This is a genomic window from Comamonas piscis (genome assembly GCF_014109725.1).
Classification (GTDB): domain Bacteria; phylum Pseudomonadota; class Gammaproteobacteria; order Burkholderiales; family Burkholderiaceae_C; genus Comamonas; species Comamonas piscis.
Genome location: NZ_CP058554.1, coordinates 1,140,578 through 1,164,282, shown reverse-complemented (window position 1 = coordinate 1,164,282; position 23,705 = coordinate 1,140,578). Strand labels below are relative to the sequence as shown.

General features: G+C 64.1%; 19 protein-coding genes. 12 read left to right on the top strand and 7 right to left on the bottom strand.

Annotated features, from left to right (window positions below):
* Window positions 1-55: 55 nt before the first annotated feature.
* Window positions 56-883: a phenylalanine 4-monooxygenase gene (gene phhA / locus HS961_RS05260; protein WP_182326705.1), complete on the top strand. Its 828-nt coding sequence runs from the start codon at window positions 56-58 to the stop codon at window positions 881-883.
* 17 nt (window positions 884-900) lie between these two features.
* On the opposite strand, the gene HS961_RS05255 is transcribed toward phhA, so the two are convergent.
* Entirely contained in the window at window positions 901-1,887 is a 987-nt protein-coding gene (locus tag HS961_RS05255; protein WP_182326704.1) for a helix-turn-helix domain-containing protein, read from the bottom strand.
* A gap of 157 nt (window positions 1,888-2,044) precedes the next feature.
* Here HS961_RS05255 and eat point away from each other — a divergent pair, with 157 nt between their 5' ends.
* From eat to HS961_RS05235, 4 genes are all read left to right on the top strand, one after another.
* Window positions 2,045-3,451, top strand: a complete 1,407-nt coding sequence (eat, locus tag HS961_RS05250; protein WP_182326703.1) for an ethanolamine permease — start codon at window positions 2,045-2,047, stop codon at window positions 3,449-3,451.
* 9 nt (window positions 3,452-3,460) lie between these two features.
* The gene (locus HS961_RS05245; RefSeq protein WP_182326702.1) at window positions 3,461-4,852 is read left to right on the top strand and encodes an ethanolamine ammonia-lyase subunit EutB; all 1,392 of its coding nucleotides are present in this window, start codon (window positions 3,461-3,463) and stop codon (window positions 4,850-4,852) included.
* A gap of 8 nt (window positions 4,853-4,860) precedes the next feature.
* The gene (gene eutC, locus HS961_RS05240; RefSeq protein WP_182326701.1) at window positions 4,861-5,724 is read left to right on the top strand and encodes an ethanolamine ammonia-lyase subunit EutC; all 864 of its coding nucleotides are present in this window, start codon (window positions 4,861-4,863) and stop codon (window positions 5,722-5,724) included.
* Window positions 5,725-5,803: 79 nt separating this feature from the next.
* Window positions 5,804-6,727, top strand: coding sequence for an MBL fold metallo-hydrolase (locus tag HS961_RS05235; RefSeq protein ID WP_182326700.1), 924 nt, complete (start codon window positions 5,804-5,806; stop codon window positions 6,725-6,727).
* Window positions 6,728-6,771: 44 nt separating this feature from the next.
* Here HS961_RS05235 and HS961_RS05230 read toward each other — a convergent pair whose 3' ends face one another.
* Complete coding sequence (locus tag HS961_RS05230; RefSeq protein WP_182326699.1) at window positions 6,772-8,835, bottom strand: lytic transglycosylase domain-containing protein; 2,064 nt, start codon at window positions 8,833-8,835, stop codon at window positions 6,772-6,774.
* Window positions 8,836-9,083: 248 nt separating this feature from the next.
* Between HS961_RS05230 and HS961_RS05225 the strand changes: the two genes are divergently transcribed.
* Window positions 9,084-9,665, top strand: a complete 582-nt coding sequence (locus tag HS961_RS05225; RefSeq protein ID WP_182326698.1) for a 5-formyltetrahydrofolate cyclo-ligase — start codon at window positions 9,084-9,086, stop codon at window positions 9,663-9,665.
* Between the two features lie 77 nt (window positions 9,666-9,742).
* The gene (locus tag HS961_RS05220) at window positions 9,743-10,426 is read left to right on the top strand and encodes a glutathione S-transferase family protein (protein ID WP_182326697.1); all 684 of its coding nucleotides are present in this window, start codon (window positions 9,743-9,745) and stop codon (window positions 10,424-10,426) included.
* On the opposite strand, the gene HS961_RS05215 is transcribed toward HS961_RS05220, so the two are convergent.
* The gene (locus tag HS961_RS05215) at window positions 10,423-11,361 is read right to left on the bottom strand and encodes a LysR family transcriptional regulator (protein ID WP_182326696.1); all 939 of its coding nucleotides are present in this window, start codon (window positions 11,359-11,361) and stop codon (window positions 10,423-10,425) included. The two genes, HS961_RS05220 and HS961_RS05215, sit on opposite strands and share 4 nt — an antisense overlap.
* 102 nt (window positions 11,362-11,463) lie before the next feature.
* Between HS961_RS05215 and uraD the strand changes: the two genes are divergently transcribed.
* Together uraD and HS961_RS05205 are read left to right on the top strand one after the other, a co-directional pair.
* Complete coding sequence (gene uraD / locus HS961_RS05210) at window positions 11,464-12,009, top strand: 2-oxo-4-hydroxy-4-carboxy-5-ureidoimidazoline decarboxylase (RefSeq protein WP_182326695.1); 546 nt, start codon at window positions 11,464-11,466, stop codon at window positions 12,007-12,009.
* Between the two features lie 19 nt (window positions 12,010-12,028).
* Window positions 12,029-13,006 carry a Bug family tripartite tricarboxylate transporter substrate binding protein gene (locus HS961_RS05205; protein ID WP_182326694.1) on the top strand — a complete coding sequence of 326 codons (978 nt, stop codon included), beginning with the start codon at window positions 12,029-12,031 and terminating at the stop codon, window positions 13,004-13,006.
* Between the two features lie 92 nt (window positions 13,007-13,098).
* Here HS961_RS05205 and HS961_RS05200 read toward each other — a convergent pair whose 3' ends face one another.
* Entirely contained in the window at window positions 13,099-13,986 is an 888-nt protein-coding gene (locus tag HS961_RS05200; protein ID WP_412101652.1) for an amino acid ABC transporter substrate-binding protein, read from the bottom strand.
* 164 nt (window positions 13,987-14,150) lie between these two features.
* On the opposite strand from HS961_RS05200, the gene HS961_RS05195 reads away from it, so the two are divergent.
* Window positions 14,151-15,017, top strand: coding sequence for a MurR/RpiR family transcriptional regulator (locus HS961_RS05195; protein ID WP_182326692.1), 867 nt, complete (start codon window positions 14,151-14,153; stop codon window positions 15,015-15,017).
* A 9-nt stretch (window positions 15,018-15,026) separates the two neighbouring features.
* The gene (locus tag HS961_RS05190) at window positions 15,027-16,286 is read left to right on the top strand and encodes a multifunctional CCA addition/repair protein (RefSeq protein ID WP_182326691.1); all 1,260 of its coding nucleotides are present in this window, start codon (window positions 15,027-15,029) and stop codon (window positions 16,284-16,286) included.
* 31 nt (window positions 16,287-16,317) lie between these two features.
* Here the strand turns inward: HS961_RS05190 and HS961_RS05185 are convergent, their stop codons facing one another.
* From HS961_RS05185 to HS961_RS05175, 3 genes are read right to left on the bottom strand one after another with little or no spacing between them, the layout of a single operon-like run.
* On the bottom strand, window positions 16,318-17,946 hold the full coding sequence (locus HS961_RS05185) for a SpoVR family protein (protein WP_182326690.1): 1,629 nt from the start codon (window positions 17,944-17,946) through the stop codon (window positions 16,318-16,320).
* Window positions 17,943-19,211, bottom strand: a complete 1,269-nt coding sequence (locus HS961_RS05180) for a YeaH/YhbH family protein (protein ID WP_182326689.1) — start codon at window positions 19,209-19,211, stop codon at window positions 17,943-17,945. The genes HS961_RS05185 and HS961_RS05180 overlap by 4 nt, the downstream gene beginning before the upstream one ends.
* A 58-nt stretch (window positions 19,212-19,269) precedes the next feature.
* Window positions 19,270-21,192, bottom strand: coding sequence for a PrkA family serine protein kinase (locus tag HS961_RS05175; RefSeq protein ID WP_182326688.1), 1,923 nt, complete (start codon window positions 21,190-21,192; stop codon window positions 19,270-19,272).
* A gap of 495 nt (window positions 21,193-21,687) precedes the next feature.
* Here HS961_RS05175 and HS961_RS05170 point away from each other — a divergent pair, with 495 nt between their 5' ends.
* Window positions 21,688-23,625: a PhoX family protein gene (locus HS961_RS05170; RefSeq protein WP_182326687.1), complete on the top strand. Its 1,938-nt coding sequence runs from the start codon at window positions 21,688-21,690 to the stop codon at window positions 23,623-23,625.
* Window positions 23,626-23,705: the final 80 nt, after the last annotated feature.

Sequence of the window (23,705 nt, the reverse complement as noted above, 5' to 3'; positions counted from 1 at the left end):
GCAGCCATAACTGCGGGTGCCCGGCTGGTCTCTATAAAAACGTAAGGAGCACAGCATGGGACAAGCACCCGTGGTTTATGGACAATCCGACCGCCCACCCCGTGGCGACTACAGCCGCGCGCAGGATGACTACACCTGCGCGCAAGACTACGCCGCCTACACCGAGGCCGACCACGACACCTACCGGCGCCTGTATGCGCGCCAAAAGGCCTTGCTGCCGGGGCTGGCGAGCCAGGCCTTTATCGATGCGCTGCCCTCGCTGGGCGTGGAAGACCGCATCCCCCGCTTTGAAGACATCAACCAGCGCCTGCGCCTGGCGACGGGCTGGGAGATTGTGGCCGTGCCGGGCCTGATCCCGGAGGTGCCTTTTTTCAGCCTGCTGGCCAACCGGCAATTCCCGGTCACCGACTGGATCCGCAAGCCAGAAGAGTTCGACTATGTGGTCGAGCCCGATATCTTCCACGACCTGTTTGGCCATGTGCCGCTGCTCTTCAACCCGGTGATTGCCGACTATGTACAGCGCTATGGCCAGGGCGGACTCAAGGCCGAGCGCCTGGGCGCCTGCGAGATGCTCAGCCGCCTGTACTGGTACACGATCGAGTTTGGCCTGATCCGCGAGCAAGGCGAGATCCGCGCCTATGGCGCCGGTATCCTGAGCTCATCGGGTGAGCTGCAGCATGCGGTAACCAGCCCGCTGCCCCAGCGCCTGCCGCTGTCGCTGGAGCGCACCATGCGCACCCGCTACAAGATCGACAGCTACCAGCAGACCTACTTCGTCATCGACGATTTCCAGCAGCTGTTTGACATGACCGAGGGCGACTTCACCCCCGTGTATGCCGCATTGCGCGGCCTGCCGGAGCTGGCGGCCGACGCGCCCGACTGATACGCGGCGCGGGCCGCTCAGCGGTAGCGCTTGCAGGTCAGCGAGGGCAGCTCGGCAAACAGCGCCTTGTACTCCTGCGCAAAGCGGCCAAAGTGCCAAAAGCCCCAGGCCAGCGCAGCGTCCGAGACGCTGCTGCCCTGCTTGATGGCGCGGCGTGCCCCATTGAGGCGCACGGCGCGCAGATAGCTTTGCGGCGAGATGCCCAGCACCTCCTGGAACGAGTACTGCAAGGCCCGGCGGCTCACTGCCAGCGCCTGGCACAGGTCCTCCACCGTCAATGAGCCATCGGCGCCCGTCGCCACCACCCGCTCCCGCGCCATGCTGACGATATGCGCACGCCGTTGGTAAGACAGCTGCTCATCGGCCTCACTGCCCACCCCATCGCGCAGCACGGCGGCGATGGCCGCCAGCACATCGCCAGCCATCTCGTCGAGCTGCTGGGGCGGCAGCGCTTCGGGCGCCGTCTGCGCCAGGCACTGCTGCATGTCGGATAGCAGAATCGGTAGGCGCCAGCGCTCATGGGCCGATACCGGCCGCAGATGCGGCTGCGCCAGCTGGCCCTGCAGCTGTTCGCGCTCGCTGGCAGTCAGGTAGGGGTCCAGGCTGCCCTGGTCCACGACAAAGTCGATGATCTCCATGCCGCCCGGCGAGACAAACTCAAACGGCCCATCGCCTGAAAACACAATCGCATGCCCCTCGCTGCAAGAGCGGTTGCAGAACATGGTGTTGCCCGGAATGCTGCTGGGCAGCCCGATGGCCAGCTGCCCGGCGCGCAATGCCCCGGTCTGGTGCAAGGCTTGGCTGGAAAATTCACGCCAGGCCTGGATGGGCCCCAGGTGCAGGCTGGTGACCCTGCCCTCAAAACTGCCGGCCGACAGCTGCTCGTAACGCTGGTTCCAGCCCTGCAGCAAGGCCGCCTGCTCGTCCACATCACAGGTCTGCGCCACTTGCGCAGCCCGGCGGCTGCTCAGTGCAGGCGATGGAGGAGGGGCGCTCAAGGACATGGAGGCGCAATGGCGTGGCTGGGCATACAGGCATGGTCATGCAAAAAGCGGACCAAGGTCAACCCAGCCTTCCCCTTATCCAGATTTGCCGAAATCGGATAGAGCGCAGCCCACATTCTTGCCACCATGGGGGACACCATCGACAACAAGGTAGGCCATGGCCGATAACACCCCGCAAGCAGGCGCCAGCGCCGCGCAGCCCAGCAACTATTTCGAGCAGCGCCAGCTCAAGCGCGGGGCAGCCGGCTGGCTGCTGCTGGTCGGCCTGGGGGTGGCCTATGTCATCTCCGGCGATTTCGCTGGTTGGAACTTTGGCCTCAAAACGGGGGGCTGGGGCGGCTTGATGGTGGCCTCCGCGCTGATGGCCACCATGTACGCCTGCATGTGCTTTGCGCTGGCCGAGCTGGCGACCATCGCCCCCACGGCCGGCGGCGGTTATGGCTTTGCGCGGCGCGCCTTTGGGCCCTGGGGTGGGTTTCTCTGCGGTGTGGCAATCCTGATGGAATACGCGATTGCCCCGGCCGCCATCGCCACCTTTATCGGCGCCTACTGCCAGTCGCTGTTCGGCATCGATGGCTGGATGGTCTACCTGGGCTTTTATGCCGTGTTTCTGGGCATCCATATCTATGGCGCCGGCGAGGCTCTGCGCCTGATTTTTGCCGTCACCGCGCTGGCGGTGGTCGCGCTGGTGGTATTTGTCGTCGCGATGGTGCCGCATTTCCAGTTCAGCAACCTGTTTGACATTGCACCCACCGATGCCTGGGGCGCCAGCGACTTTCTGCCCTTTGGCTACCTCGGCATCTGGGCCTGCATCCCTTATGGCATCTGGTTCTTTCTGGCGGTGGAAGGTGTGCCGCTGGCCGCCGAAGAAGCGCAGGACCCGCGCCGCGATCTGCCCAGGGGTTTGATCGGCGCCATCGTCGTGCTGGTGGTCTTTTGCGGATTGATCCTGGTGCTGGCACCGGGCGGTGCCGGTGCGGCGGCCTTGATGAACTCGGGCAACCCGCTGGTCGAGGCGCTGGAGTCCAGCAAGGTGCTGGGCGGCCCCACCTGGATCAGCCGCTTCGTCAATTTTGTCGGCCTGGCCGGGCTGATTGCCAGCTTCTTCTCCATCATTTATGGCTACTCGCGCCTGGTGTTTGCGATGTCGCGCGCCGGTTACCTGCCCCGGGGTTTGTCGTTGACCACCCAACGCAAAACGCCCTATCTGGCCCTGCTGGTACCCGGCGCCATCGGCTTTGCGCTGTCGCTCAGCGGCCAGGGCGATCTGCTGATCCTCGTCGCAGTGTTTGGCGCCACCATCTCCTACGTGATGATGATGGCCTCGCACATCTGGCTGCGCATCAAGGAGCCGAACCTGCCCCGCGCCTACCGCACGCCGGGGGGCGTGTTCACCTCGGGCATTGCGCTGGTGCTGGCCTGCATCGCCGTAGTGGCGGGCTTCTTGGTAGACCCTCGGGTGCTCGTTGGCGCCGTCATCGTCTACGCCGTCTTCGTCGCCTACTTTGCGCTGTACAGCCGCCACCACCTGGTGGCGGACGCCCCCGGCGAGACAACGCCCTGACGAGCCACCATGCCCTATTCCCATACCGTCGGCGCCGAGCGCCATGTATTTGCATCGCTGCGCGAGCTGATGGCCAAAGCCACCCCTGCCCGCTCGGGCGACAGCCTGGCGGGCGTCGCGGCCCGCCATGACACCGAGCGCGTCGCTGCGCAGATGGCGCTGGCCGACCTGCCGCTGGCGCACTTTCTGCAAGAGGCGCTGGTGCCTTATGAGAGCGACGAGGTCACCCGCCTGATCATCGACAGCCATGACCGTGCCGCCTTTGCCCCGGTGGCGCATTTGACGGTGGGCGGTTTCCGCGACTGGCTGCTGTCCGATGCCGCTGATGAGGCCACGCTGAGCGCACTGGCGCCCGGCCTGACCCCGGAGATGGTGGCCGCCACTTCCAAGCTCTGCCGCAACCAGGACCTGATCCTGATCGCGCAGAAATGCCGCGTCGTCACCCGCTTTCGCAACACCATCGGCCTGCCCGGCCGCATGTCCACCCGCCTGCAGCCCAACCACCCCACAGACGACCCCTCGGGCATTGCCGCCAGCCTCCTCGACGGCCTGATGTATGGCAATGGCGATGCCGTCATCGGCATCAACCCGGCCAGCGACAGCATTGCCGCCGTCAGCACCTTGCTCTACATGCTCGACGAGGTGATCCAGCAGTACCAGATCCCCACCCAGTCCTGCGTGCTGACCCATGTGACCACCAGCATCGAGGCCATTGGCCGGGGCGTGCCGGTGGACCTGGTCTTCCAGTCCATCGCCGGCACGCAAGATGCCAACCGCAGCTTTGGCATTGACCTGGCCCTGCTGCAAGAGGGCTATGACGCGGCGCAGAGCCTGGCGCGCGGCACGGTCGGCAACAATGCCATGTACTTTGAAACCGGCCAGGGCAGCGCACTGTCGGCCGGCGCCCACCATGGGTTGGACCAGCAAACCTGCGAGGCGCGCGCCTATGCGGTGGCGCGCAAGTTCCAGCCGTTGCTGGTGAATACCGTGGTCGGCTTTATCGGCCCCGAGTACCTCTACGACGGCAAGCAGATCATCCGCGCCGGGCTGGAAGACCATTTCTGCGGCAAGCTGCTGGGCCTGCCGATGGGCTGCGACATTTGCTACACCAACCATGCGCAGGCCGACCAGAACGACATGGATGTGCTGCTGACCTTGTTTGGCGTAGCGGGCATCAATTTCATCATGGGCATTCCGGGCTCGGACGACATCATGCTGAACTACCAGACCACCTCCTTCCACGATGCGCTCTACCTGCGCAAGACCCTGGGCCTGCGGCCCACGCCCGAGTTCGAGGCCTGGCTGCAGACCATGGGTATCACCCAGGCCGGTGGCCCGGGCCTGCGCCTGGCCCATGACCTGCCCGCGCCTTTTTCGCGGGCGCTGGCCCAGCTGAATTGAATTTCTCCATGCCCCCACGCCCCCCCGCCCAAGCACCGCTGCCCGCCGCCGAGCCGGCCAGCGCCGCCGTCACCCCCAATCCCTGGGAGCGGCTGCGCCAGTTCACCAGTGCCCGCATTGCGCTGGGCCGCGCCGGCACCAGCCTGCCCACGCGCGCGCATCTGGACTTTGCCTTGGCCCATGCCCAGGCGCGCATGGCCGTACACACCGAGGTCGATATTGAGCTGCTGGCAGGGGAGCTGCAAACACTGGCACCCGAGGCGCAGCCGGTGTTGCGCCTGCAAAGCGCCGCGCAAGACCGCCCCACATACCTGCAGCGGCCCGATCTGGGCCGGCGCCTGGGTGCCGAATCGCGCACGCTGCTGCAGGGCTTGCCGACCGCCACTGCCGATGTGGTGTTTGTCGTGGCCGATGGCCTGTCCTCCCTCGCGATAGAGCGCAATGCCCTGCCCTTTCTGCGCCAGATGCTGCCGGCGCTGGCCGAGCAATGGCGCGTCGGCCCGATCAGCGTCGTGCGCAATGCGCGGGTGGCGCTGGGCGATGAGATTGCGGCGGCGCTGGGCGCCTCGCTGGTGGTGGTGCTGATCGGCGAGCGCCCGGGCCTCAGCTCTCCGGACAGCATGGGCCTGTACATGACCTGGCAGCCCCGCCCGGGCATGACCGATGAGTCGCGCAACTGCATCTCCAATGTGCGCGAGCAAGGGTTGAGCTATGCGCATGCCGTCCACAAGCTGCACTACCTGATGCAGCAGGCCCGCCAGCGTCAGCTCTCGGGCGTGCAGCTCAAGGACGAATCCGATACGCTGGCCGCGCCCGAGCAGGCCCGCCAGGCCTTTATGCTCGGCAGCAGCGCGGCGCAGCCACCGCGCTGACGCCTGGGTGCCAGCCGGGCAAGCGCCCGCTTTTCGGGTCTGCTAGGCTGGGGGTCTTGCCCCCGCCGCCTGCTCCACCATGCCCGCCTCCGCCCTGCCATTGCCACCGGATCTCCAGTTCATCGAGCGCGGTTGGCTGTCGGCCAACAATGCCGTGTTTGTGCGGGGCGTCAGCGCCGTGGTCGACACCGGCTACTGCATCCATGCCGAGCAAACCGTGAGCCTGGTGGAGGCCAGCTTGCAAGGCGCACCGCTGCAGCGCATCGTCAACACCCATTTGCACAGCGACCACTGCGGCGGCAATGCCGCCTTGCAGCAGCGCTGGCCCCAGGCCCGCACCAGCATTGCGCCCGGCCATGCGCAGGCCGTCATCGATTGGGATGAGAACCAGCTGAGCTACCGCCCCACCGGCCAGGACTGCCCGCGCTTTCAGATGGACGAGGTGCTGCAGCCCGGCACAGATATCCAGCTAGGCGAGCAGCGCTGGCAATGCCATGCCGCGCCCGGGCACGACCCACATTCGGTGATCTTGTTTGAGCCCGCCTCGCGCACCCTGATCTCCGCCGATGCGCTCTGGGAAAACGGCTTTGGCGTGGTCTTTCCGGAGATTGAAGGCACAGCGGCTTTTGATGAGGTGGCAGCGACACTGGATGTTATCGAGCGCCTGCAGCCCCGCCTGGTGCTGCCCGGCCATGGCAGTGCGTTCAGCGATGTGGGCACGGCCTTGCACACCGCGCGCCAGCGGCTGGAACGCTTTGTGCAAAGCCCCGAGCGCCATGCCCTCTATGCCGCCAAGGTGCTGCTCAAGTACAAGCTGTTGGAATGGCAGCAGCTACCGCTAGCGCAAGTGCAGACCTGGTTGGCCGCCACGCCCTACTACGGCCTGCTGCACCAGCGCTACTTTGCCGACCAGGACCTGGCGCAGTGGCATGCATCGCTGGTGGCCGACCTGGAACGCTCAGGCGCCGCGCGGCGCGAGGGCACGATGCTCATTAACCAGTAGAACCTAGCGCGCAGTGCCGTGCGGCACTGCGCAAAAGCGGCAGGTCAAGGCAGCTCTTTGGACAGATCCGGCTCGCCCTCAGGCTTGGGGCCCACCGAGCCCAGGCGCGCACGCAGCGACTGAGGCTGGCCCGTCAGAATCGCGGCGTAGCTGGTGGTGTTGGAGAGCACCTTTTTCACATAGTCGCGGGTCTCGGAAAAGGGCACATTCTCGGCCCAGATGGCGCCATCAAGCACCGGACCGTTGCGCCAGTTGCGCGGCCGGCCCGGGCCGGCGTTGTAGCCGGCGGCAGCCAGGGCCATCGAGCCGTCAAAATCGTCCAGCGCCAGCTTCAGGTAGGCGGTGCCCAGGGTAATGTTGGTATCGCGGTCATTGATGCTGGCTGGGGTGAAATCGGTCATGCCGATCTTGCGGGCCGTCCAACGGGCGGTGGCCGGCATGATCTGCATGAGGCCCGAGGCACCCACGCCCGAGCGCGCATCCATGATGAAGCGGCTTTCCTGCCGAATCAGGCCATAGACATAGGCGGGATCAAGCCCGATCTCGCGCGAGCGGTTGACCACCGCATCCTTGAACGGCATGGGGTAGCGCTGGCCGGCATCGACCACCGTCTTGGTGCGCTCGCTGGTGTTGATGCAGCGGTCCCAGATCTGGCGCTGGCAGGCTAGCTCGGCGGCAGCCAGCAGCTGGGCATCGTCCATGCCGCCGCGCTGGTGCAGGTTGGTCATGTAGTTCCACTCGCGCACGCCTTCACTGCGCAGCCCCAGCTGGATCGCATACAGCGCGCGCGCCAGGCCCGGGCTGCTGCGCACCGCCTGGCGTGCCTGCTCATCAATGGGGGCCGGTTGGGTGGCGATGACGATGGGCTGGCCCAGCTCTTCTTGCGCCAGCTGCTCATAAAAGCCCTGGGTGCCGGCGATCTTCTGCAGCAATTGGCGCGACTGCTGGGTCTGCGCCTCGCTGATACGGCCGGCCTGCAAGGCCTTGGCCTGCCAGTACATCCAGGTGGGGTCGTCCCGCTCCTCGGCGCTCATCGCCTCAATGCTCTTGCGCACCTGCTGCCACTGGCCGGCGCGCAGCGCGGCGCGGGTTTTCCAGGCCAGCAGGTCATCGCTCAGATTCGCCTCCTTGCCCACCTTGGCAAAACTGGCCATCGCATCGGGCGACAGGCGGGTGGCCTGGGTCTTGCCGATGACGCCCCAGACCCAGTCGCGGCGCGGTTGGGTCAGCAGCTCGTTCCAGCGGCTTTCCATCAAGGTGGCAGCGCCATCGGGGTTGTCCGCCGCGATCTTGATCAGCCCCAAGGTGGCCAGCTCTTGCTGCTCCTTGGATGATGTCTTGGCCTTGGCCGTCAAAAACTTGCTGGGCGACTGCAACATGGTCGCGAAGGCGGGCAGTTGCATGGGGGCCACCACCTCTACCGCAGCGCGGGCCGCGCGCGGGCGGCCCGTCTCCATCGTCTGGCGCGCTCTGCGCCACACATCATCGGCCTGCAAGCCACCGGCCGAGAACATCTCGGAGGCCGCCAAGTTGCAGCCGTCTTCCGAATCGCGCTGCGCATACCAGTTGCTCTTGACGGTCTCGGCCAAGGGATCGCGTTGGCCCCCCTTGGCCAGGTCGATCACCGCTGCATAGCAGCGCAGCTCGCGGTCATCGCCCATGCGGAAGGCGGGGTACATCGCATCAAAATTGCTCCAGTCGCGGCGCTGGCCCAAGAGGCGCAGCCAGTCGTTGCGCAGCCGGTCTTCCTGGTAGGTGCCAGCCCAGCGGGTCAGAAAGGCCTGTACCTCGTCCTGGGTCGCTTCATTCAGGCGGGCGCGCAGTTCCCAATACGCCGCCCAGGGCTCCAGCACATGGCCGCGCGCATTGGGCAGCAGTTGGGTGAGTTTGTTTTTCTCGCGCTTGCGAAAGGCCTGTTGCATGTCGACGATCACATCGTCATTGACCATGCCGCTGCTGACCGAGGGGCTGGACTGCAGTTGCACGGGCGTTTGCACCGAGGCGGGCGCGGCCGTTGCGCCCTGCAAAATCGTCTGTGCGGCCAGTGGCAGCGCGCTGCAGGCCAGCAGGGCCGCCATCAAAGGGGTAAGCAAAAAATTCCGACGCATAGCCGCTCCAGGTTGCAAGACGGCGGCGCTATCCAGCGGCGCCCAGGTGAACCACAAAATCATACACACCGCCCGGCATGGCTACAGGTTAAAAGGCTGCAATACCAGGCATCCGCTTACACGCACTTACCGAATCAGCCCCAACATGTAAAAAAGATACCTGGTTTTTACCGGCTTCAATTTGCTGGGAACGTCACTTTTGGCTGTCAGAATGGGTCACCCAGCGTGTTTCTGTAGGGATATTTGCAATGGATAAAAAAGCCGTACGCCAAGCGCTCATTGAACAGCGTCTGCATATGCCCGATCGCCTGGAGCGCGCCGAACAGCTCCAGCAAGTACTGCGCTTTTGGCTGATGGAACGCCAGGATGCCGTCATTGGCGCCTACTGGCCGATCAAGGGCGAGTTTGACCCGCTGCCAGCACTGCACCGCTGGAAAGAAGACGGTGCGCTGATGGACGAGCCCAAACTGCGGCGCATCGCCCTGCCCGTCGTCAACAAGCAGCACAAGACCTTGAGCTTCCATGCCTGGTACCCCGGCTGCCCCATGGAGATGGACGCCTACGACATCCCCAAGCCGCAAAACACCGAGCTGGTCGTGCCCACCCTCCTGTTTGTGCCTTGTGTAGGCTATGGTCCGGGTGGCTACCGCCTGGGCTATGGTGGCGGTTTTTACGACCGCACCTTGGCCGCCCTGGAGCCGCGCCCCTTCACCGTGGGCCTGGGCTTTACCAATGGCTTTGTCGATGACTTCGAGCCCGAAGCCCATGACCTGCCGCTGGACGCTATCCTGAACGACAACGGTGTGGTCTGGCCGATGGCTGAGTCTTAGCACCTGGCGAGCCCTTTTGTGGGCTTGCGCATACGGTATAAAGCGGGTGGCATCTCATTCACTGATTGGTCTAGATCATGCTGCAGCTTTATATCGGCAATAAAAATTATTCGTCTTGGTCCATGCGCGCCTGGGTGCTGCTGCGCCAGGCGGACATCCCTTTTGAAGAGAAATTGGTCCGCTTTGACGGCTTTGACAGCCAGTCCGAGTTCAAGCGCACGATGACCGCCCTCAGCCCCACCGGCACGGTTCCGCTGCTGCGCGATGGCGATACCAGCGTCTGGGACAGCCTGGCAATTGCCGAATATGCGGCCGAGCAGTTCCCCGAGAAACAGCTCTGGCCCCAGGACAAAGCAGCCCGCGCCAGCGCCCGCAGCATTTGCGCCGAAATGCATGGCGGCTTCACCGCCCTGCGCAGCGCCTGCCCAATGAACATCGAGGCCGACCTGGCCGAGGTGGGCCGGATTGTCTGGCGCGACAATGCCGCCGTGCGCAAGAACGTCGAACGCCTGTGCAGCATGTGGAGCCATCTGCTGGTCCAGCATGGTGGCCCCATGCTGTTTGACCAGTTCAGCATCGCCGATGCCTACTTCGCGCCGGTGTGCTCACGCCTCAAAACTTACCAGTTGCCGGTGCCCGGCGAGATTGCCGCCTATATCGAGCGCGTGCACCAGCTGCCCGGCGTCAAGGCCTGGATCGATGCGGCACTGGCCGAGCAGGATTTTGTCGCGATGGACGAGCCCTACCGGGCTGAGCGTTAAGCCTTTTTTCCAGCGCTGCGGGCCTGGTCCAGGCTGGCCTGTAGCGCGGCCATCAGCTGCTCGGCCACCAGCTTGACGACCGGGCCAGGCGGGCGGGTGGCGTCCACCGCCACGCTGATGTCCTGGGGCTCGGCGCCCTGGTCGCGGATGGGGATAAAGACCAGCGCACCGGCGGCAAGCTCGGGGGCAACATCCAGCTCCGAGGTGAAGATCAATCGCTGCCCGCCCAGCGCCAGCTGCTTGACCAGCTGCAGCGAATTGCTCTCGACAAAGCCCCGCGCATCCTTGAACAGCCAGCTGAACTGCGCCTCCAGATGGCGGCGGATGGTGATGGCGCGGCTTTGCAAGGCAATCGGGTAGGCGGTGGCCTCCTGAAAACTGACGGACTTGCGCCCGGCCAGCGCATGGCCCGGGGCCACCACACAGCCCAGCGGCAGCTGGGCTTTCCACAGCACCAGCAGTTCGCGGCGCGGCGCCAGGTTAAAGATGGCAGCCAAATCGGCTCGGCCCGTCAGCAGCGCGGTTTCGGCATCGTCGGGCGTACTCAGCTCCACCGACAGGCTGACCAGGGGATGCTGCACATGGAGGGCATCGATCAGCGCGGGCAGCACGCTGCTGGCATGGCTGTCCATCGCCACCAGCGACACATGGCCCTGGTGGATGCCCTGGATGCGCCGCACCTCCGCCACCATACGGGTTTCATCCTGGCGCCAGCGGCGCGCCATGGTGATCAGCGCATCACCAGAGGCCGTCAGCCGCATGCCCCTGGGCATGCGCTCGAACAGCGGCACGCCCAATTCTTCTTCCAACGCCAGAATCTGGCGGTTGATGGCCGAGGCCGCCACATGCAGTTCGCGCGAGGCTTTCTGGATCGAGCCCGAGCGGGCCACCTGGTCTGCATAGCGCAGGGCGGTAGGTACAAGCGAATGGCGCATGGGGCGGGGTCTCCGGAATGCGGAGATTGTACTAATTTTGCGTACGCATCATTGCCAAACCTATGATGGACGGCAATGGTCTGCAGCCCTAGCATGGCCTGCATGACGCCTGACCAACGCCTCCAGCACCTCAACCATTGCCCGCCCGCTGCGTTCTGTGCGGCCCTGGCCGATATCTGGGAGCATGCGCCCTGGGTGGCGGAGCACACCGTGGCGCTGCGCCCCTTTGCCAGCGCCGATGCCCTGCACAGCGCCATGCTGGCGGTGGTGGCCGGCCAGGATGAGGCGAGCCGCATCCGTTTTTTGGCGGGCCATCCCGAGCTGGGCGGCGAGCTGGCGCGCCGGGGCGCGATGAATGCGCCCTCCACCGACGAGCAGGCCAGCCTGGGCCTGGGCCAGCTGCCCAAGGCAGAGGCCCAGCAATGGGATGCCTTGAACCGCGCCTACCGCGAACGCTTTGGGTTTCCCTTCATTCTCTGCATCCGCCAGCACAGCTTGGCATCCGCCTTGCTTGTGTTCACACAGCGCCTGGGCCACACGCGGCAGATGGAGCTGCAGCTGGCGCTGAACGAGATCGCGGCCATCAGCCGGCTGCGGCTGGCACGTTACCTGCAGGCCAGCGACCCCGCCCCGGCCCCCAGCCATTGATTTTTCAGGAGTGTTCACCATGCATCGTCGTCACCACCTTGTCAGCCTGGTCGCTGCGCTGGGCTTTTGGGCCTTGGGCGCCCAGGCGCAGACCGCCAGCTACCCCAACCACCCGGTCAAAGTGATGGTCGCTCTGCCGGCAGGCGGCGGTGTGGACATGATCGCGCGCCTGGTCGGCCAGCAGTTGCAGGCCAGCACCGGCCAGCCTTTTGTCGTAGACAACCGCGCCGGCGCCTCGGGCCGCATCGGCCTGCCGGTGGTGGCCAAGGCCAGCCCCGACGGCTACACCTTGATGGCCTCGCCCGCGTCCTTTCTGACCACCAACAAAAGCATCTTCAAAGACCTACCGTATGACCCGCAGGCGGACTTTGCGCCCATCACCAAGCTGGCCAACCAGGCCATGGTGCTGGTGGTCAAGGACCGCAAGAAATTCCCCAACGCCGCTGCCGTGCTGGCCGCTGCCAAGGCCCAGCCCACCATCGTGACCTATGCCAGCTCTGGCGAAGGCAGCCCCCAGCACCTGGCCGCGCTGATGTTCGAGACCCGGGGCCAGCTACAGATGACGCACATCCCCTACAAAGGCGGTGCCCTCGCCATCAACGACATGCTGGGCGGCAATGTGGACCTGCTGTTTGCGCCGCTGCCTGAGGCGCTGCCCCACCTCAAGTCCGGCAAGCTGACGGCCTTGGCGCTGATGAGCGACAAGCGCTCGCCCTTGATTGCCGAGGTGCCAACCATGGCCGAGGCCGGCATTCCCGACATGGTCATGCAGACCTGGATTGGCCTGCTGGCCCCCGCGCGCACGCCGCGCCCGATTGTGGACGCCCTCAACCGCCAGGTGCAGGCCATCTTGCTGCGCGACGACATCAAGCAGCAGCTGCAGGACGTGGGCATGGAGGTGGCGCCCACCACCCCGGAGCAGTTCCAGCAGACAATTGCGCAGGAGATCAGCCTGCATGCGCAGCTGGTCAAGGCCGCTGGCCTAGTGCCGCAATAAAGCAAAAAGACCAGGGGGTGCGCCCCTGGTCTGCGTTTACGTTTGCGGTGAGCAAGGCCGCTGGCCTTCAGCAGCCCACACTAGCCCGGCGCTCAGATCCCCTTGGAAGAGGGATGCGAAAACGCATCGCGCGTCTCGGCATTCAGCGGGTAGTTGATATTGATGCCCTTGGGTGCAATCGGCGACATGAACCAGCGGTTGTAGAGCTTTTCCATCTCGCCCGATTGCATCAGGCCCGAGACGGTGTCATCGACCAACTGCTTGAAAGCGGGGTCGTCATTGCGCAGCATCAGCGCCTGGTTCTCGGTGCGCAGGCTCTCTCCGACGATCTCGTAGTTCTGCGGATCACGCGCATTGGCGATCTGGCCGGCCAGCAAGATATCGTCCAGCACAAAGGCCGAGGCCCTGCCGCCCTGCACCAGCAGGAAGGAATCGGTATGGTCCTTGCCCGGCACATTGTTGATGTCGAGATTGCTGGCCCGGTCGGCTTGGCGCAGCAGGCGGAACGAGGTAGTGCCGGTGGTGGTGGCAACCGACTTGCCCTGCAGATCGGCAATGCTCTTGATGCCCGAATCCTTCTTGACCAGCATGCGCACGTTGTAGCGGAAGATATCTGGCGAGAAGGCGACCTGCTTTTGCCGCTCCACCAGGTTGGTGGTCGAGCCGCATTCCAGATCCACCGTGCCGTTTTGCACCAGCGGAATGCGGTTGGCCGAGGTAACGGCCTGGTAGTTCACCTTCAGTGCGGGCAGCTGCAGCTTGGTTTTGATGGCGTCCAGAATGTGCGCGCAAATATCCATGCTGTAGCCAATGGGCTTGAGGTTGGCATCCAGGTAGGAGAAGCCAAACGAGGCCTCGCGGTAGCCCAAGGTGATGGCACCCGAGTTTTTGATCTTGTCCAGCGTGCTGCTGCTTTGCGCCATCGCGCCCACCGACACACACAGCAGCGCAGCCAGAGCCACCGCAGACTTCACACCCATTTTTACTTGCATATCCATGATCCTCTTGGCACCCCAACGGTGCCGGCCAGTGCCTTGCGGCGTTTTAGAACTTTTGCTCCTTTTTTATTTTTTTTGGATCATATGATCCATATCGCACAATAGCTACCCGTGATTTCCCTCAATCTGAAGAAAGACCAGCCGCCATGGGCGTAATCGACCAATTGCGAGACCGCTTTGCCTCCCTGAGCCCGTCGCTGCAGCAAGTGGCGCGCTATGTGCTGGACCACCCCAATGAGGTGGTCACGCAGTCGATGCGCAATGTGGGCTTGCATGCCCAGGTGCCGCCCACCACCTTGGTGCGCTTTGCCCAGACCTGCGGTTTTGAGGGCTGGAACCCCTTCAAGCAGGCGCTGACCGCCGACATGGGCCTGGCCAGCGAGGCCGGCAACCAATACGGTGAGCGCGCACGCAGCCTGCTGGGCCGCGCCCGCGACAAACAGCTCACGGCCGAGATGTTTGCGATGCAGCGCAGCAACCTGGATGTGACCGAGCAGCACAGCGCAGCGCGCCTGGTAACCGCCGCCAAGCTACTGGAGAAGGCCGAGCAAGTGCATGTGATGGGCATGCGCGCCTGCTTTCCGGTGGCGTTCTCGCTGGTCTATGTCTACCGCCTGTTCCGCCGCTCGGTGCATCTGCTCGAAGGCATGGGCGGCGTGCGCGAGATGCAGCTGCGCGCGATCGACCCCGGCGATGTGCTGGTCGCCATCAGCTTTGCGCCCTATTCGCACGAGACCGTGCATGCGGTCGAGCTGGCCCGTGCGCGGGGATGCAAAGTGCTGGCCTTGACGGACAGCCTGGCTTCGCCGCTGTCGCTGGCGGCCGATGAAACCCTGCTGTTTGCGGTCAACAGCCCCTCCTTTTTCCCATCGGTCACCGCCGCCCAGGCACTGGCCGAATCGCTGCTGGAAGTGCTGGTCAGCCGCGCGGGCCCGCAGGCGGTGGCACGCATCGAATCGGCCGAGGGCGAGCTGCACAGCAGCGGCGTCTATGTGCAGGCCGCAGGCAAGTAAACTCGGCCGATGAACACATATATGGTTGGCGGCGCGGTGCGCGACCGCCTCTTGGGCCTGCCGGTGAATGACCACGACTGGGTGGTCGTGGGCTCCACCCCCGAGGCCATGCTGGCCCAGGGCTTTGTGCCGGTCGGCAAGGATTTCCCGGTCTTTCTGCACCCCCGCACGCATGAGGAATATGCGCTGGCCCGCACCGAGCGCAAGTCCGGCCGGGGCTACCGGGGCTTCAGCATTGCCACCTCGCCCGATGTGACCCTGGAGCAGGACCTGGCCCGGCGCGATCTGACCATCAATGCCATGGCCGCCCCCGCCGACTGGAACGGCAGCGACCCCGTCACCGACCCCTATGGCGGCCAGGCCGATCTGCAGGCCCGGGTGCTGCGCCATGTGACCGAGGCCTTCCGCGAAGACCCCGTGCGCATCCTGCGCCTGGCGCGCTTTGCGGCACGTTTTGATGATTTCTCCGTCGCTCCAGAAACCCTGGCGTTGATGCGCCAGATGGTGGTCGATGGCGAGGTCGATGCGCTGGTGCCCGAGCGCGTCTGGCAGGAGCTGGCGCGCGGGCTGATGGAGACGCGGCCATCACGCATGTTCGACGTCCTGCGCGATTGCGGTGCCCTTGCTCGCCTGCTGCCCGAGCTGGACCGGCTCTGGGGCGTGCCCCAGCGGGCCGACTACCACCCCGAGGTGGATACCGGCATCCACGTGATGATGGTGCTGGACCGCGCCGCCCAGCTGGATGCCGCGCTGCCTGTGCGCTGGGCCTGCATTGCGCATGACCTGGGCAAGGGCACCACCCCGCCCGATGTACTGCCCCGCCATATCGGCCATGAGGAGCGCAGTGTGGAGTTGGCGCGCGCCGTACAGCAGCGCCTGCGCGTGCCCAGCGACTGCGCTGAGTTGGCGCTGGTGGTCGCCGCCGAGCACGGCAATATCCACCGCAGCCCGGGCATTGCGCCGGCTGCCGTCGTGCGGCTGCTGGAGCGCTGCGACGCCTTTCGCAAACCCGAGCGCTTTGCCGATGCGCTGCTCGCCTGCCAGTGCGATGCCCAAGGGCGGTTGGGGCTAGGCGACAAGCCCTACCCGCAACGCGCCCAACTGCTGCGGCTGCTGGCTATAGCGCAAGGTGTCAGCACCAAGGATGTGGCAGAACGCGCCGCCCGCACCGGCCGCAAAGGCGCCGAGATTGGCGCGATGGTGCATGAGGCGCGCTGCCAGGCGGTGGCACAGATCATGGCGACAGACGCTGTCAACGGGCAGCCCTGAGCCACTGAGGCACCTGGTCAGGCCCCCCATGTCAAGCCGGCGGCGCTGGCACCGACTGCAGTAGCACCGGCACATCGCCATCGCTGTTGACGCTTTCCAGCTGCACGCCAAAGCCCCAGAGGCGTGCGGCGTGTTTCAGCACTTCCTGCACATCCTCGGACAGCGGGCGGCCCTGGTATTGCGTGTGCCGCAGGGTCAGACAGCGGTCGCCGCGCAGGTTCACGTTCCAGACCTGGATATTGGGCTCGCGCGCGCCCAGGTCGTACTGCTGCGACAGAGTTTGGCGCAGGTTGCGGTAGCCGTCTTCGTTGTGGATGGCGCTGACCAGCAGCTCGCGCTCGCTGGCATCGTCGTGGATGGAGAACATGCGCATATCGCGTATCAGCTTGGGGCTCAGGTACTGGCCGATAAAGCTCTCATCCTTGTAGTTTTGCATGGCATGGTGCAATGCCGGCAGCCAAGGCGTGCCAGCCAGATCGGGGAACCAGCGCCGGTCCTCATCGGTGGGGTGCTCGCAGATGCGCTGGATATCGCGGTACATCGCAAAACCCAGCGCATAGGGGTTGATGCCGCTGTAGGCGCGGTGGCCCACCGGCGGCTGGTAGATGACATTGGTGTGCGATGAGAGCCACTCGATCATCACGCCATCGGTAAGCCAGCCCTCGTCGTACAAGGTGTTCAGCAAGGTGTAGTGCCAGAAGGTGGCCCAGCCCTCGTTCATCACCTGGGTCTGGCGCTGCGGGTAGAAGTACTGGGCAATCTTGCGCACAATGCGCACCACCTCGCGCTGCCAGGGTTCCAGCAGCGGTGCGTTCTTTTCGATGAAATACAGCAGGTTCTCTTCAGGCTCTTTGGGAAAGCGCTCATGGTGCTGCGCGGTGCTATTTTTGTCGGGGCGCGCCGGCAGGGTGCGCCACAGCTCGTTGACCTGCTGCTGGGCATAGGCCTCGCGCAGCTCCCGCTCGGCCCGCTCGCGCGCCAGGGTCTTCTTCGACGGGCGGCGGTAACGGTCCACGCCCAAGTTGGACAGCGCATGGCAGGAATCGAGCCACTGCTCCACCGTATCGATGCCATGCTTTTCCTCGCACTGGGCGATAAAGTCGCGGGCATAGACCAGGTAGTCGATGATGCTGCCCGCGTCCGTCCACATGCCAAACAGGTAGTTGCCCTTGAAGAAGCTGTTGTGGCCATAGGCCGCATGGGCAATCACCAGCGCCTGCATCGCGGTGGTGTTCTCCTCCATCAGGTAGCTGATGCAGGGGTTGGCGTTGATGACGATTTCGTAGGCCAGCCCCATATGGCCCCGGCGGTAGCGCCGCTCGGTGGCCAAGAACTCCTTGCCATAGCTCCAGTGGCGGTAGCCCACCGGCATGCCGACACTGGCATAGGCATCCATCATCTGCTCGGCCGATATCACTTCGAGCTGGTTGGGGTAGGTGTCGAGGCCATAGCGCTCGGCCGTCTCGGCAATGGCGGCGTGGTAGCGCTCGATCAGCTCAAAGGTCCAGTCGCTGGGGTCGGGCAGGGGCTGCCGGGGGCGCTGGCCCGCCGGCAAGGGCGTGGCAGGCACGGGGCGCTGCGAGCGGTCGCCGGAGAACGCGACCTTCCACGGCTGGCCGCCCTTGCGCCGCGCGAGCACGGGGTATTGGGACAGGTTCATACCGTCACCCCTTCCTTCTTGAACAGATCACGGAACACCGGGTAAATATCGCCAGCCTCCGAGACCTTGCGCATTGCAAACTGGGCGAACAGCGGCAAGAGCTGGCTGTATTCCTGCCACAGGTTTTGCTCCTGCGCCACCACCTGCACATAGGCAAAGTAGCGCACCAACGGCAGGATCTTGTCTGCCAGCAGGCTGCGGCAGTTGCCGCCATCGTCGCCAAAGTTATCGCCATCGCTGGCCTGGGCCACGTAGATGTTCCAGTCCGCGACCGGGTAGCGTGCGCGGATGACCTGGTCAAGCAGCACCAGCGCGCTGCTGACCACGGTGCCGCCGCTTTCGGTGGAATGGAAGAACTCGTCCTCACCCACCTCGGCCGCCTGGGTGTGGTGGCGGATAAAGACAATCTCGATCTTTTCGTAGTGGCGCGTCAAGAACAGGTACAGCAGGATGAAGAAGCGCTTGGCCAGATCCTTGCGTGCCTGGTCCATCGAGCCCGAGACATCCATCACGCAGAACATCACCGCCTGGCTGCTGGGCTCGGGCACCTTGCTGCGGCTGCGAAATCGCAGATCGAGCGGATCCAGAAAGGCCACCTTGCCCATGCGCGCCTGCAGCCCGGCGATGCGTTGCTGCAGCTCGGCCACCGCTTCGCTGGTGCCATCGTCCTGCTCCAGCAGCGCTGCCAGTACCTCTTCGAGCGCTTTGAGCTCGCGGTGGGGCGCCTTGGTCAGTGCGATCCGCCGGCCCAAGGCGCCGCGCATGGTGCGCAGTACGGCCAGGTTGTGCGGCGTGCCGTCGTGGCTGTAGCCGGCGCGCCGCGTCTTGTACTGCAAGGTGCTGGCGATGTGGGTACGCAGCAGCCGCGGCAGGGCCAGGTCTTCAAAGAACAGTTCCATGAACTCTTCCTTGGTCAAGGTAAACGTGAAGTCGTCCTCGCCCTCACCGCCATCACTGGCCTGGGAGCCACCACCACCCGCGCCGCCCTGGGGCCGCGCAATGCGGTCGCCCCGCACATGCTCGGTGTTGCCCGGGTGGACGGTGTCGCGCACACCTCCCTGCCCATGGTGAAAGCTGGGCTCCTGGATGTCCTTGCGCGGAATGGTGATGTTCTCGGCCTGCTCGATATGGCGGATATCGCGCTTGGCCACGGCGCGGCGCACCGCGTCGGCTATCTGCGTCTTGTAGCGGCGCACAAAGCGCTCGCGGTTGCCCACCGACTTGTTCTTGCCGGAGAGCCTGCGGTCGATGATTTGCAATGCCATCTGTGACCCCCATCCGTTGCCCGGCGCGCTCGGTGGCGGCGCGCCGCGCCCTGTTGCCTCAGCTGCTCTTGCGCACGCGCAGATACCATTCGCACAGCAGGCGCACCTGCTTGGGCGTATAGCCTTTGGCTTCCATGCGGGTGACGAAATCCTCGTGCTTGCGCGCATCCTCGGCACTGGCCTTGGCATTGAAGCTGATGACGGGCAGCAGCTCCTCGGTGTTGGAGAACATCTTCTTCTCGATCACCAGGCGCAGCTTCTCGTAGCTGGTCCAGCTGGGGTTCTTACCCTGGTTGTTGGCCCGCGCACGCAGCACAAAGTTGACGATCTCGTTGCGGAAGTCCTTCGCATTGGCAATGCCGGCGGGCTTTTCCACCTTTTCCAGCTCGGCATTGAGCGCATTGCGGTCGAACACCTCCCCGGTGTCGGTGTCGCGGTACTCGCTGTCCTGGATCCAGTAGTCGGCATAGGTCACATAGCGGTCAAAGATGTTCTGGCCGTACTCGCTATAGCTTTCCAGGTAGGCGGTCTGGATTTCCTTGCCGATGAACTCGGCGTAGTGCGGCGACAAATACTCTTTGATGTAGCCGGTGTACTTGGTTTCCAGCTCCGCCGGGAACTGCTCGCGCTCGATTTGCTGCTCCAGCACATACATCAGGTGTACCGGGTTGGCCGCCACCTCGGTACTGTCGTAGTTGAACACCTTGGACAGGATCTTGAACGCAAAGCGGGTCGAGATGCCGGACATGCCCTCGTCCACCCCCGCATAGTCGCGGTATTCCTGGTAGCTCTTGGCACGCGGGTCGGTGTCCTTGAGGCTCTCGCCGTCATAGACCTGCATCTTGCTGAAGATGCTGGAGTTCTCGGGCTCCTTGAGGCGCGTGAGCGCGGCAAACTGCGCCATCATCTTCAAGGTGCCGGGCGCGCAGACCGCGCTGGCAAGCGAGGATTCGCGGATCAGCTTTTCGTAGATATGTACTTCCTCCGACACCCGCAGGCAGTACGGCACCTTGACGATGTAGACCCGGTCCAGAAAGGCCTCGTTGTTGCGGTTGTTGCGGAAGGCCTTCCACTCGCTCTCGTTGCTGTGGGCCAGCACAATGCCATCAAAGGGGATGGCGCCAAAGCCTTCGGTGCCTTTGTAGTTGCCTTCTTGTGTGGCGGTCAACAAGGGATGCAGCACCTTGATCGGCGCCTTGAACATTTCTACGAACTCCAGCAGGCCCTGGTTGGCCAGGCACAGGCCCCCGGAGTAGCTATAGGCATCGGTGTCGTCCTGGGCAAAGTTCTCCAGCTTGCGGATATCGACCTTGCCGACCAGGCTGGAGATATCCTGGTTGTTCTCGTCACCCGGCTCGGTCTTGGCCACGCCTACCTGGCGCGAGATGCTGGGGTAGCGCTTGACGACCCGGAACTGGCGGATATCGCCGCCGTATTCCTCCAGCCGCTTGACGGCCCAGGGGGACAGCACATGGTTCAGGCAACGGCGCGGAATGCCAAATTGCTCTTCGAGTACCGGGCCGTCCTCCATCGGATCGAACAGGGCCAGCGGTGATTCGTTCACCGGAGAGCCCTTGAGCGCATAGAACGGCACCTTCTGCATCAGGTACTTCAGGCGTTCGGCGATGGAGCTTTTGCCGCCGCCCACCGGGCCCAGCAGGTAGAGGATTTGCTTGCGCTCTTCCAGGCCCTGGGCGGCATGGCGGAAGAAGCTCACCACCTGCTCAATGGAATCTTCCATGCCGTAGAACTCGGCAAAGGCGGGGTAGCGGCGGATCACCTTGTTGGCGAACAGGCGCGAGAGATGCGGATCATTGCGGGTATCGACCATCTCCGGCTCGCCAATCGCTGCCAGCATGCGGTGTGCTGCCCCTTCGTAGACCATCGGATCGCGCTGGCACAAAGCCAGAAACTCGTCGAGCGACATTTCCTCTTCGCGCAGGCGCTGGTAGCGGGCGGCAGAGTTGCTGATGACATCCATACGACCTCCGTGGCGGCACCAAAGGGGCTGACCGTGCCGCAGACTTGTTAGGACCCCTCTGCAAAACTCCCTGCCATGGCCGGATGGCGTCCATACCATTTGGCGAGGGTTTTGCAGAGCCTCCCTAGGCAACCGTTATCGTGGCTTTGTTTTAGCACCTTAGCGGCGCTTTGACCAGATCGCATGTCCTACACACGGATGCCCACAATGCAGGCAATATTTCTGGTTACGGCGCCGCCCGCTGCGCCGGGCTGAAAATGGCCACCTTCCGGCCCGGTAATCCCATTCGTCCAGGGCCCCTTCAAGGCACCAGCCTGCTCCCTGATCGGCACCTGACGGCGCCCATAGTCGTCATACAAACGACACATTACCGTCACACCATTGCCATCGCTGCGATCGATACTCCGTGCGCACCACAGAGTATGTTCGCCTGGATCTTTCATGGGCCTCTGTGGTGCATCCAAACACTACATAACACCCCACGGAGTTACCGATATGAGCGCAGTGCTGACCTCGCGTCGCCGTCTTTTGAAATTTCTGGGCAGCGCACCATTGCTGCCTTTGTCTGGCTCCCTGTCTGCAGCAGGCCTGCTGACCGCCTGCGGCGGTGGTGGTGATGACGATGGCCCCACGGCGGCCTTCAAGTCGGTGAGCTTCTCCAACATGGCAGCGCCCAACCTGACCAACCCGGCAGCAATGGCGACCACGTCGACCACCGCCGTGATGACCATTCTGTACGCTGACGACAGCAAGCGCGAAGTGGCACTGGCCTACGAATCCTTCTTCGTCACCGGCGACATGGTTGCTGACGGCAAGGGCGGCAAGATCCTGGCGGGCGGCTACTACGACATCAACAACCAGCCGATCATGGACAACTCCGTGGCTGGCAGCGAGCGCCACTTCTTCTCCGACTGCCCCGATGGCTCCTCGATCATCCAGATCGCCGATGCCAAGGTGGACGGCGTCAAGGGCAAGCCGGTGTTTGCCGTGGTGCAGTTTGAATACGCATCCAAGGACCTGTCGGGTGGCGATGCTTACGGCACCCTGCCTTCGCCCATCGCTGTGCTGACCCTGGACCAAGACCAGGACACCGGCAAGCTGAGCCTGGTCAAGTACCACAACGTGGACATGTCCAAGGCCCACGGCCTGTGGATCACCTGCGGCGCCAGCCTCTCGCCTTGGAACACCCACCTGTCCAGCGAAGAGTACGAACCCGATGCTTTCACCGCTGCCAGCTCGGCCCAGTTCAAGGCCTACAGCAAGCATGTGTTCGGCAACGAAACGACGGCCAATCCTTACCACTACGGCCACCTGCCAGAAATCACCGTCAACAAGGACGGCACCGGCACGGTCACCAAGCACTACTGCCTGGGTCGCATCTCGCACGAGCTGATCCATGTGATGCCTGACAACCGCACCGCGCTGATGGGCGATGACTACACCAATGGCGGCCTGTTCATGTTCGTGGCCGACAAGGAAAAAGACCTGTCCGCCGGCAACCTGTACGTCGCGCATTACACCGACGTGCTGACCGACACCTCGACCGCCAAGATGGAGTGGATCCACCTGGGCCACGCCACCAGCGCCGAAATCGAAGCTTTGGCCAATAGCCTCAAGCCCACCGACATCATGGAGTCGCTGACCACCGACCCGCAAGATGCCAGCTACACCGCGGTGTTCCTGGACGGCAAGGCCGCCTGGCTCAAGCTCAAGCCCGGTATGGAAAAGGCTGCGGCCTTCCTGGAAAGCCACCGCTACGCCAACCTGGTTGGCGGCTCGATGGCGTTCACCAAGATGGAAGGCACCACCGTCAATATCAAGGACAAGGTGGCCTACTCGGCACTGGCCAACATCCAGACCTCGATGATCAACGGTGACAAGGCCTGGAATGCCAAGCACAACGTGACCTTCCCCAAGACCGTGAAGGCCGGCGGCGTGCTGGCCCACAATCTGGTTGGCGGCATCAAGGACCGCCAAGGCGCCACCATCAACAGCGAATGGGTGCCACAGCAATCGCACATGCTGATGATGGGTGAGGACATTGCCGCAGACGCACTGGGCAACACCTCCAACCCCGACAAGATCGCCAGCCCGGACAACCTGAAGTTCTCCGAAAAGATGCGCACCCTGTTCATCGGTGAGGACAGCGGCAACCACGTGAACAACTTCTTGTGGGCCTACAACGCCGACACCAAGCAGCTGTCGCGCATCCTGTCGACCCCTGCCGGCGCCGAATCCACCGGCCTGCACGCGGTGGACGAAGCCAACGGCTGGACCTACATCATGAGCAACTTCCAGCACCCTGGTGACTGGAGCGCGCTGCACGCCAAGATCAAGGACCAGCTCGATCCGCTGATCAACGCCAACTACAAAAACAAGTTTGGCGCCTCGGTGGGTTACCTGACCGGCACGCCGCAAGCCGTGAAGCTTTAAGAACCTGTTTGAGAGCGCGTGGCCACTCGCGCGCTCTCTGCAAAAACAGCAATGCCATCCACACGGATGGCATTTTTCAT

Coding starts and splice junctions, on each gene's coding strand:
- HS961_RS05170 (WP_182326687.1), top strand. CDS start 21,688: ATGAGCGCAGTGCTGACCTCGCGTCGCCGTCTTTTGAAATTTCTGGGC.
- eat (WP_182326703.1), top strand. CDS start 2,045: ATGGCCGATAACACCCCGCAAGCAGGCGCCAGCGCCGCGCAGCCCAGC.
- HS961_RS05195 (WP_182326692.1), top strand. CDS start 14,151: ATGGGCGTAATCGACCAATTGCGAGACCGCTTTGCCTCCCTGAGCCCG.
- HS961_RS05245 (WP_182326702.1), top strand. CDS start 3,461: ATGCCCTATTCCCATACCGTCGGCGCCGAGCGCCATGTATTTGCATCG.
- HS961_RS05180 (WP_182326689.1), bottom strand. CDS start 19,211: ATGGCATTGCAAATCATCGACCGCAGGCTCTCCGGCAAGAACAAGTCG.
- HS961_RS05220 (WP_182326697.1), top strand. CDS start 9,743: ATGCTGCAGCTTTATATCGGCAATAAAAATTATTCGTCTTGGTCCATG.
- phhA (WP_182326705.1), top strand. CDS start 56: ATGGGACAAGCACCCGTGGTTTATGGACAATCCGACCGCCCACCCCGT.
- HS961_RS05185 (WP_182326690.1), bottom strand. CDS start 17,946: ATGAACCTGTCCCAATACCCCGTGCTCGCGCGGCGCAAGGGCGGCCAG.
- HS961_RS05230 (WP_182326699.1), bottom strand. CDS start 8,835: ATGCGTCGGAATTTTTTGCTTACCCCTTTGATGGCGGCCCTGCTGGCC.
- HS961_RS05225 (WP_182326698.1), top strand. CDS start 9,084: ATGGATAAAAAAGCCGTACGCCAAGCGCTCATTGAACAGCGTCTGCAT.
- HS961_RS05190 (WP_182326691.1), top strand. CDS start 15,027: ATGAACACATATATGGTTGGCGGCGCGGTGCGCGACCGCCTCTTGGGC.
- HS961_RS05255 (WP_182326704.1), bottom strand. CDS start 1,887: ATGTCCTTGAGCGCCCCTCCTCCATCGCCTGCACTGAGCAGCCGCCGG.
- HS961_RS05200 (WP_412101652.1), bottom strand. CDS start 13,986: ATGGGTGTGAAGTCTGCGGTGGCTCTGGCTGCGCTGCTGTGTGTGTCG.
- eutC (WP_182326701.1), top strand. CDS start 4,861: ATGCCCCCACGCCCCCCCGCCCAAGCACCGCTGCCCGCCGCCGAGCCG.
- HS961_RS05175 (WP_182326688.1), bottom strand. CDS start 21,192: ATGGATGTCATCAGCAACTCTGCCGCCCGCTACCAGCGCCTGCGCGAA.
- HS961_RS05205 (WP_182326694.1), top strand. CDS start 12,029: ATGCATCGTCGTCACCACCTTGTCAGCCTGGTCGCTGCGCTGGGCTTT.
- HS961_RS05215 (WP_182326696.1), bottom strand. CDS start 11,361: ATGCGCCATTCGCTTGTACCTACCGCCCTGCGCTATGCAGACCAGGTG.
- HS961_RS05235 (WP_182326700.1), top strand. CDS start 5,804: ATGCCCGCCTCCGCCCTGCCATTGCCACCGGATCTCCAGTTCATCGAG.
- uraD (WP_182326695.1), top strand. CDS start 11,464: ATGACGCCTGACCAACGCCTCCAGCACCTCAACCATTGCCCGCCCGCT.